Here is a 7,754-nt window from a genome sequence, read left to right on the forward strand (position 1 = left end):
CCCCGGCGGCTCCTCGGCGGCCGGCGGCGGCACTCCTGCGCCGCCGGCCGCGGCCGACGACGACGGCAGCCCGGGCGGGGACGCCCCTGTCGAGCAGCCCTCGGCCGCCGGGCCGACCGAGCGCAGGACGCCGGTGACCGAGAGCCCGGGCACCGAGCCACCCGCGGAGGAGGTCCCGGCCCCGGAGACCCCTGCCCCGGAGACCCCGGGCGCGGAACAGCCCCCGGCAGAGTCCCCGGCTCCGGAGGCCCCCGAGGCCCCGGCGTCAGAGCCCCCGGCAACGGCGCCCGCGGCAACGGTGCCTCCGGCCGAGGAGCTCCCGTCGACCGGAGCAACCGAGCCGGGGAACCCGTCCCCGGAGCCCGGTGCCGGCGGTGCCACTCCTCCCACCCCCGGCGGGTGACCGCGGCGATCCCCCCGGCACCGGGCGACGAGCACGCCCGGCGCCGGCTGGGAGATCCCTGGGCGTCGCCCGGCCCGGGAAGACCGGCACCGCCGGCGCCGTTGTGCCCAACGGAAGACCCCCGTTCCCGATGAAGGAGCCGCACCCGCGATGCACAGCCACAACAACGGGCTCAAGACCGTCCTGCTGCTCGGCGGCCTGTGGGCGGTCCTGCTGGCCATCGGGTGGGTCGTGGCGAGCGGGACGGGCAGCAGCGTCTTCATCTGGGTCTTCGCGCTGATCGGCCTGGCGTCCACGGCGTACAGCTACTGGAACAGCGACAAGCTCGCCCTGCGCTCCATGCGCGCCATCCCGATCACCGAGCAGCAGGCGCCGGGCTACTACCGGATCGTGCGGGAGCTGTCGCAGCGGGCGAACCAGCCGATGCCCCGTCTGTTCATCGCCCCGACGATGAGCCCCAACGCCTTCGCCACCGGGCGGAACCCGGAGAACTCGGCGGTGTGCGTGACCGAGGGCATCCTCCAGCTGCTCGACGAGCGCGAGCTGCGGGGCGTGCTGGGCCACGAGCTGATGCACGTCTACAACCGGGACATCCTCACGTCCTCGATCGCCGCGGCCGTGGCCGGCATCATCACCTCGGCCGCGCAGTTCCTCCAGTTCTCGGCCATCTTCGGCGGGGGGCGGGGCGGTGACCGCGGCAACCCTCTCGTGGGGCTGCTCCTGGCCTTCCTGGCGCCGCTCGCCGCGACCGTCATCCAGCTCGCGGTCTCCCGCACCCGCGAGTACGACGCCGACGAGGACGGCGCGCAGCTCACGGGCGATCCGCTCGCGCTGGCCTCCGCCCTGCGCAAGATCGAGATGGGCACGAACGCCCGGCCGCTGAACCCCGCCGACCAGAAGCTGGTCAACACCTCGCACCTGATGATCGCCAACCCGTTCCGCGGCGGCGGCGCCTCCAGCCTGTTCCGGACCCATCCGCCGACCGCGGACCGCGTGGCCCGGCTCGAGGGCATGGCGGGGATCGGCCGCCGCTGAGCCCGCCCGCCGACGACGACGGAGCCGCCCACCTCGCGAGGTGGGCGGCTCCGTCGTCGCACGGGGGGAGCGGCGCGAGCCGCGCCGCGGGCCGAGCTCAGCGGTAGTTGATGAACTGCAGGTCCACCTCGAGATCCGAGCCCTTGAGCAGCGTGATGACGTCCTGGAGGTCGTCGCGGGACTTCGACGACACCCGCAGCTCGTCGCCCTGGATGGTGGCCTTCACGCCCTTGGGGCCCTCGTCGCGGATGAGCTTGGTGATCTTCTTCGCCTGGTCCTGGGCGATGCCCTCCTTCACGGAGGCCTCGATCCGGTACTCCTTGCCGGAGGCGAAGGGCTCCCCGGCGTCGAGGGACTTCAGGGAGATGCCGCGCTTGACCAGCTTCGACTGGAAGACGTCGAGGACGGCGTTGACGCGCTCCTCGGAGTTCGCCTTCATGAGGATCTTCTCGCCGGAGAAGTCGATCTCGGCGCCCACGCCCTTGAAGTCGTAGCGCTGCGCGATCTCCTTCTGGGCCTGGTTCAGGGCGTTGGACACCTCCTGCTTGTCGACCTTGCTGACGACGTCGAACGAGGAATCGCTGGCCATGCTGCCTCCTGGGCTGGGACGGTGGACGGGCGGCGTGCGGCCCGCAGGACTGTGTCCCAGCCTACCGGGGAGGGCCCCGTCACCGTTTCGTGACCTGCGCCCAAGGATCCGTCCAGGTCGGTCTCCCAGGATGGCGGCATGAGCACATCCGAGGGTCACGACGACGTGACGCCCGGCCCGGGGCGGACCCGGCGCGGAAGCGCCGTGGCGGCCACCGCGCTGGCGGCGGTCCTGCTGATGGGCATCGGGCTGGGACCGGCGGCCGCGACCGCCGACGGGACGGCGCCGCCGGCCCGACCGGGCACGGGGGCCTCGGCCACCGAACGGCTCGACCCCCAGGCGGCGCAGCGGCTGATCGGCGTCGCCGAGGACCTCGCGGACGCCGTGACCCACGGCGAGATCACCGCGGAGCAGGCGGAGAAGTTCCTCCAGCAGGTGTGCGAGCGGCTCGCCGCCTGAGCCGTCCCCGGCAATTTCGCATCGCGCCGGATCTTCTGTACTGTTGAACTGCTCCCGCACGCGGGGGCGGCCACCACCGGTCCGGAAGGGCCGACGGGAGCACCCCGGCAGATTACCCGAGCGGCCAAAGGGGGCTGACTGTAAATCAGCTGGCAATGCCTACGGGGGTTCGAATCCCTCATCTGCCACGAGTTCCACCACGAAGGCCCCGGTCCGCGGACCGGGGCCTTCGTCGTCCCCGGTCACGGCGGGGTCACCACGTCCCCCGCCGCCGGGACGCACCCGCCGCCCCCGGCCGCCAGGAGAGCGCCGGGGCGGTGCCCGGGCGGGTGCCGGAGGTGCCCCGGCCCGCGCGGAATTCCGCGCCGAGTCCCCTGATCCGGGGACACGCCGACGGCGCCGCCGCGCCGTTCCAGCCTTAACAATTGCTAAGAACATGAATATCCTTGTAGCTTGAGGCGACAGCATCATCCGGCCACGTGCCAGCACTCCCCGAGCCGGCACGTCGGGACCCCCTACTCCGGATGACCAGCAGCACGACCGACCCCGCAGCGCTCCCGCCGGCGTGCCACGCCGAGGACGCTGGGAAGGACTGTGCCGCGCGCTGGTACCCCAGGGGCAGGCCCGGGGTTCTGAATGATTGAGGAGACAGACCGATATGACTGCTGTGAAGAAGTGGGTGGCCGCGGGTTCGTCGGCTGCCGTCCTGGCCGGAGGCCTGTTCCTGGGCGCCCCCGCCGCCCACGCCGACACCTGTGTGGCCCCCGCCGCCAGCACCGCGGTGACCAACCTGGTCACCGCCGCCGACCACCTCTACGACGCGGGCACGCACTTCAACTCCCTCGTCACCGACCAGGCGGTCCTGGGCCAGCTCCAGACCCAGCAGGCCGTGCTGGAGGACGCCATCGTGAACGACGCCACCGTCGACCGTGCGCAGGGCGCCTGGACCGAGATCCTGCGCCTGCAGGAGTCCTACGCGGCCTCGAGCAGCGATCCTGCCGTGGACGAGGCCTACGCGGCGAGCTCCGCCGCCGCGGCCAACTTCCAGACCGCCGCTCTGGAGGCCCGCGCGCAGGGCGAGGTCTTCATGGAGGACGGCGCCGATCTCGTGGCGCTCTTCCAGGGCAACTGCGACGTCCTGGGCGCCGGGGGCGGCTCCGACGACTGGAGCGACTCGGACGACGGGGCCGGCACCGGCACCGACTCCGGCGTGAACCAGGGCATCAACATGCAGACCGCCGAGGAGGGCGGGCTCAGCACCGGCGTGCTGGCCGGCCTGCTGGCCGCCGGTGCGGCCGTGTCCGGGGCCGTGGCCTTCCGGGTGCGCCGCGCCCGCGCCTGATCCCGAACCGCTGACCGCCCTGGTGCCGCGCTCGCGCGGCACCAGGGCGCAGCCATTTCCCGAGCCGACCCCCGGAGGACGCCAGCATGGACGCACCCGAGCAGCAGACCGCGCCGCGCCGTCGTGCGGGCACGCGCTGGGCCGCCGTCGGCGGTCTCGGCGCCGTGGGCGCCCTGTCCGCGGTCCTGCTGACCGGCCCCTGGGGCGCGGAGGACACCGGCTCCCCGGCCCCGACGGCGACCGCCCCGGTGGAGGCCGTCTCGGCGGCGCCCCCCACCGCGGCGCCCACGGGCACCCCCTCGGCCGCGGCCACCTCCGGCCGGCCGGCGGCGGCGGCCCCCGTGCGGCTGACGGTCGAGGACGCCCGGTTCGACGTGACCGTCCTGCCGCTGACGCCGAGCGAGCAGGAGCTGGCCACGGAGCTGCTGGTCCCTCCGGACACCCTGGACGGCTACTGGCTCACCCCGTACGGCATGCCGGGCGAGGGCTCGGAGAACACCACGTACATCACCGGCCACAGCTGGGATGACCGGGACGCCCCGTTCAACCGGCTGAGCGATCCCGGGCTCGTGGGCAGCGAGATCGAGCTGGAGACCGGGTCCGGGACGCTGGAGTACGTGGTGGACTCGGTGGTCACCCACGACAAGAACACCCTGAAGGACAGCGACATCTGGCGCATCGTCCCGGACCGGCTGGTCATCGTCAGCTGCTACACCGAGGACCTCTGGGGGAAGAACGTGGTGCTCACGGCGTCCCCCGCGCAGGCCTGAGCCGGAGTCCCCGGCCCCGAGCGCCGGGTCCCGGCACCGGGCGTCAGCCCAGGGCGGCGCGGACCCGCGGCACCACCTCGGCGCCCAGCAGCGTGATCGACTCGAGCACCAGGTGGTGCGGGACGCCTCCCGCGTCCATCCGGAGCAGGAGGCGCTGGTGGCCGAGCGCGCGCTGCTGCGCCACGATCTTGGCGACCACCTCGTCCACGTCCCCCACCACGAGGGTCCCGTCCGGGCCGCACTCCCGGTCGTACTCCTCCCGGGACCAGCGGGGATCCGCCGGCCCGACAGGCCCGTGGCTGCGGGCCCCCGCCGCGAAGTAGGGGTGGCTGAGCTCCCGGGCCTGCGCCGGGGTGCGCGCGACGAAGCCCGGCACGTTCAGGCCCACCGGGGTGCCGACGTCCCGGCCGGACGCCTCGAGGGCCCGCCGGTAGGCCGAGACGACGGGCACTGCCCCGGTGAAGGGGCCGTGGGTGCGCAGCAGGGCGAGGGGCAGCCCGAGGGCGCCGGCGCGGGCCACGGAGGCCGGCGTGCCGGAGCTGCCCAGCCAGATCGGCAGGCACGGCTGCAGCGGGCGCGGCTCGAGCTCGAGCTCGACGCCGTCCCGGGCGAGCGGACCGGCGAAGGTCGGGGGACTGGTCTCCCGCAGCGTGAGGAGCCGGCGCAGCTTCTCCTCGAACAGGGCGTCGTGGTCCTGCTGCTCCAGCCCGAGGGCGCGCAGCACGCGCTGCGAGGCGCCGCGGCCCACGATCAGCTCGGCCCGGCCGCCGGAGATGTTGTCCAGCATGGCGATCTGCTCGTAGAGCCGCACCGGGTCCCCGGCCGTGAGCACGGAGACGGCCGTGGTGAGCCGCAGGAGGTGGGTGCGGCCGGCGATGGCGGAGAGCAGCACCACGGGGAAGGCCGCCACCACGTCCGTCCCGTGGTTCTCCCCGACGCCGATCACGGTGAGCCCGGCACGCTCCGCGGCCTCGGCCTGCTCGATGATGTCCCGCAGGCGCTGGCGGCTGTCGGGCCGGGTGCCCGTGACGGGGTCCGGGACCACCTCGCCCAGCGAGAAGATGCCGATCTCGAAGTTCATGGCGCACCTCGGCGTGCACGGGGTCTGTCCCCGGACCGGCGTCCCGGTCCCGGAGCCCGCGCCGGAGGCCCGGCCCGGACGCCCAGTCTAGTGCGCGCCCGCGGTCCGGTCTTGAGCCGGCAGTGAAATCCTGTGCCCCCGGCCGGCTCTGCCTCTACGCTGGATGGCATGGCTACTGTTGACATCACCCAGGACACCCTGGGCCAGACCATCGCCGAGAACGACATCGTCCTGCTCGACTGGTGGGCCGAGTGGTGCGGACCCTGCAAGCAGTTCGCACCGACCTACGAGGCCGCCTCGGAGAAGCACGAGGACATCGTCTTCGGGAAGGTCGACACCGAGGAGCAGCAGATGCTCGCCGCGTCGGCCCAGATCTCGTCGATCCCCACGCTCATGGCCTTCCGCGAGGGCATCCTGGTCTTCTCCCAGCCGGGCGCCCTGCCCGCCTCCGCCCTCGACCAGGTCATCGACGCCGTCAAGGGCCTCGACATGGAAGAGGTCCGCGCCGAGGTCGCCAAGCAGTCCCAGGACGCGCCCAACGCCTGACCCCTCCCGCACCACCGCGCCGGGCCCCGCCTCTCCGTGAGGCGGGGCCCGGCGTCGTCGTGCCCGGACCGCCCGGTGCCCCCGGGCGCGGGGGCACCGGGGGTGCCGGGGCAGCTCAGACGAGGCCCGTGACGCCGAGCAGGGAGCCCACGGCGAAGGTGGCGACGAGGGCGAGGGCGCCGCCGACGACGACGCGCAGGGCCGCGCGACCTGTCTGCGGCGTGCCCCCGAGACGGGCCCCGAGCCAGCCGGTCAGGGCGAGCGCCGCGAGCACGGCGATGAACGTCACGGGGAGCCGCCACTCCTCCGGCGGCAGCAGGATCGCCAGGAGCGGCAGCAGGGCGCCGAGCAGGAAGGACAGCGCGGAGGCGACCGCCGCGTTCCAGGGGCTGACGATGTCCTCCGCGTCGATGTTGAGCTCGGCGTCGAGGTGCGCGGCCAGGGCGTCGTGCTCGGTCAGCTCCTCCGCGACCCGCCGTGCGGTGTCCTCGGAGAGTCCCTTGGCCCGGTAGATCTCGGCGAGCTCCTGCAGCTCCGCCTCGGGCATCTCGGCGAGCTCCCGCTCCTCCTTCTCGATCAGGGCCCGGTGCGAGTCCGACTGGCTGGAGACGGAGACGTACTCGCCCAGGGCCATGGACAGGGCCCCGCCCACGAGCGCGGCGGCGCCCGCGGTGAGGATCGCGCTCGAGCTGGCGGTGGCGCCCGCGACGCCGACGACCGTCGCGGCGACCGAGACGATGCCGTCGTTGGCGCCCAGCACCCCGGCCCGCAGCTTGTTCATCCGCTCGGTGTAGCCCACGCCGTGGGGCTCCTGGATCACGTGTTCGGTGGTCATGGCTCCATTGAACGCCCGCCGGTGCAGCCGTGCCAGCAAGGACAGGATGTCCTCACCGGCACGCGTCGGAGGGCCACCGGCGCTCACCGGCGCCGGTGGTCCTCCGGGTGCAGCCGCGGAGCGAACGAGGGCTTGCGGAAGCCGGAGGCCCGCAGCAGGCGCACGACCCGCTGCCGGTCGCCCCGCCACGGCTCCAGCAGCTCCAGCATCCGGCGGTCGTCGCCGGGACGCCGGTCGAAGAACCAGCACACGGTGTCCGCGAGGTGGAAGTCGAAGACGCTGACCGAGTCCGGGTCCCCGTGCGTGCACTGGACGATCTCCGCGACCGTCCAGGGCCCCAGGCCGGGGATCGAGCGCAGCCCCCGGTGCAGCTCGGCGTCCAGCGGGGCCCGGCCCAGGCGCTCCAGGGCGGCGGCCCGTCCGGCCACGCGGCGGACGGTGGCGGCCCGGGCGCCGTCGACCCCCGCCCGGTGCCACTCCCACACGGGCACCCGGCACCACGCCTCGGCGGTCGGGGCGATCCGCATCCCCTCCGGCGCCGGACCGGGGGCGGGTTCGCCGTGGCGCCGGACGAGCTGCCGGTGGGCCGCCACGGCCTCGCGGACGGTGACTCGCTGCTCGAGCACCGAGAGCACGGCGCGGTCCAGCACCCGGCCGGTCGAGGGCAGCCGCAGCCCCGGGGGGTGGTGCCGGG

At 74.1% G+C, this 7,754-nt stretch carries 9 protein-coding genes and 1 tRNA gene; 6 read left to right on the top strand and 4 right to left on the bottom strand.

What is annotated here, in order from left to right; translation table 11 throughout:
- Positions 1 to 553 precede the first annotated feature (553 nt).
- Entirely contained in the window at positions 554 to 1,438 is an 885-nt protein-coding gene (gene htpX, locus CRM73_RS17170) for a zinc metalloprotease HtpX (RefSeq protein WP_017832436.1), read from the top strand.
- Between the two features lie 97 nt (positions 1,439 to 1,535).
- Here the strand turns inward: htpX and CRM73_RS17175 are convergent, their stop codons facing one another.
- A complete protein-coding gene (locus CRM73_RS17175) occupies positions 1,536 to 2,027 on the bottom strand; it encodes a YajQ family cyclic di-GMP-binding protein (protein WP_017832435.1) in 492 nt (163 codons plus the stop codon).
- Between the two features lie 138 nt (positions 2,028 to 2,165).
- Here CRM73_RS17175 and CRM73_RS17180 point away from each other — a divergent pair, with 138 nt between their 5' ends.
- From CRM73_RS17180 to CRM73_RS17195, 4 genes are all read left to right on the top strand, one after another.
- Positions 2,166 to 2,486, top strand: coding sequence for a hypothetical protein (locus tag CRM73_RS17180; RefSeq protein ID WP_017832434.1), 321 nt, complete (start codon positions 2,166 to 2,168; stop codon positions 2,484 to 2,486).
- A gap of 106 nt (positions 2,487 to 2,592) precedes the next feature.
- A tRNA-Tyr gene (locus CRM73_RS17185) sits at positions 2,593 to 2,674 on the top strand.
- 470 nt (positions 2,675 to 3,144) lie between these two features.
- Positions 3,145 to 3,828, top strand: coding sequence for a hypothetical protein (locus CRM73_RS17190; RefSeq protein ID WP_136342074.1), 684 nt, complete (start codon positions 3,145 to 3,147; stop codon positions 3,826 to 3,828).
- 86 nt (positions 3,829 to 3,914) lie between these two features.
- Positions 3,915 to 4,598: a class F sortase gene (locus CRM73_RS17195; protein WP_229588605.1), complete on the top strand. Its 684-nt coding sequence runs from the start codon at positions 3,915 to 3,917 to the stop codon at positions 4,596 to 4,598.
- Between the two features lie 43 nt (positions 4,599 to 4,641).
- On the opposite strand, the gene CRM73_RS17200 is transcribed toward CRM73_RS17195, so the two are convergent.
- Complete coding sequence (locus CRM73_RS17200) at positions 4,642 to 5,679, bottom strand: LLM class flavin-dependent oxidoreductase (protein WP_035924951.1); 1,038 nt, start codon at positions 5,677 to 5,679, stop codon at positions 4,642 to 4,644.
- 168 nt (positions 5,680 to 5,847) lie between these two features.
- On the opposite strand from CRM73_RS17200, the gene trxA reads away from it, so the two are divergent.
- Positions 5,848 to 6,225: a thioredoxin gene (gene trxA, locus CRM73_RS17205; RefSeq protein WP_035924949.1), complete on the top strand. Its 378-nt coding sequence runs from the start codon at positions 5,848 to 5,850 to the stop codon at positions 6,223 to 6,225.
- Positions 6,226 to 6,340: 115 nt separating this feature from the next.
- Here the strand turns inward: trxA and CRM73_RS17210 are convergent, their stop codons facing one another.
- Together CRM73_RS17210 and CRM73_RS17215 are read right to left on the bottom strand one after the other, a co-directional pair.
- Positions 6,341 to 7,060, bottom strand: a complete 720-nt coding sequence (locus tag CRM73_RS17210; RefSeq protein WP_229588606.1) for a VIT family protein — start codon at positions 7,058 to 7,060, stop codon at positions 6,341 to 6,343.
- 83 nt (positions 7,061 to 7,143) lie between these two features.
- On the bottom strand, positions 7,144 to 7,754 hold a 611-nt coding region (locus CRM73_RS17215), incomplete at its 5' end, for a DNA-3-methyladenine glycosylase (protein ID WP_370658563.1).

It is taken from the genome of Kocuria sp. CCUG 69068, from assembly GCF_020833785.1.
Taxonomy (GTDB): domain Bacteria; phylum Actinomycetota; class Actinomycetes; order Actinomycetales; family Micrococcaceae; genus Kocuria; species Kocuria rosea.

Coding starts and splice junctions, on each gene's coding strand:
- htpX (WP_017832436.1), top strand. CDS start 554: ATGCACAGCCACAACAACGGGCTCAAGACCGTCCTGCTGCTCGGCGGC.
- CRM73_RS17175 (WP_017832435.1), bottom strand. CDS start 2,027: ATGGCCAGCGATTCCTCGTTCGACGTCGTCAGCAAGGTCGACAAGCAG.
- CRM73_RS17180 (WP_017832434.1), top strand. CDS start 2,166: ATGAGCACATCCGAGGGTCACGACGACGTGACGCCCGGCCCGGGGCGG.
- CRM73_RS17190 (WP_136342074.1), top strand. CDS start 3,145: ATGACTGCTGTGAAGAAGTGGGTGGCCGCGGGTTCGTCGGCTGCCGTC.
- CRM73_RS17195 (WP_229588605.1), top strand. CDS start 3,915: ATGGACGCACCCGAGCAGCAGACCGCGCCGCGCCGTCGTGCGGGCACG.
- CRM73_RS17200 (WP_035924951.1), bottom strand. CDS start 5,679: ATGAACTTCGAGATCGGCATCTTCTCGCTGGGCGAGGTGGTCCCGGAC.
- trxA (WP_035924949.1), top strand. CDS start 5,848: ATGGCTACTGTTGACATCACCCAGGACACCCTGGGCCAGACCATCGCC.
- CRM73_RS17210 (WP_229588606.1), bottom strand. CDS start 7,060: ATGACCACCGAACACGTGATCCAGGAGCCCCACGGCGTGGGCTACACC.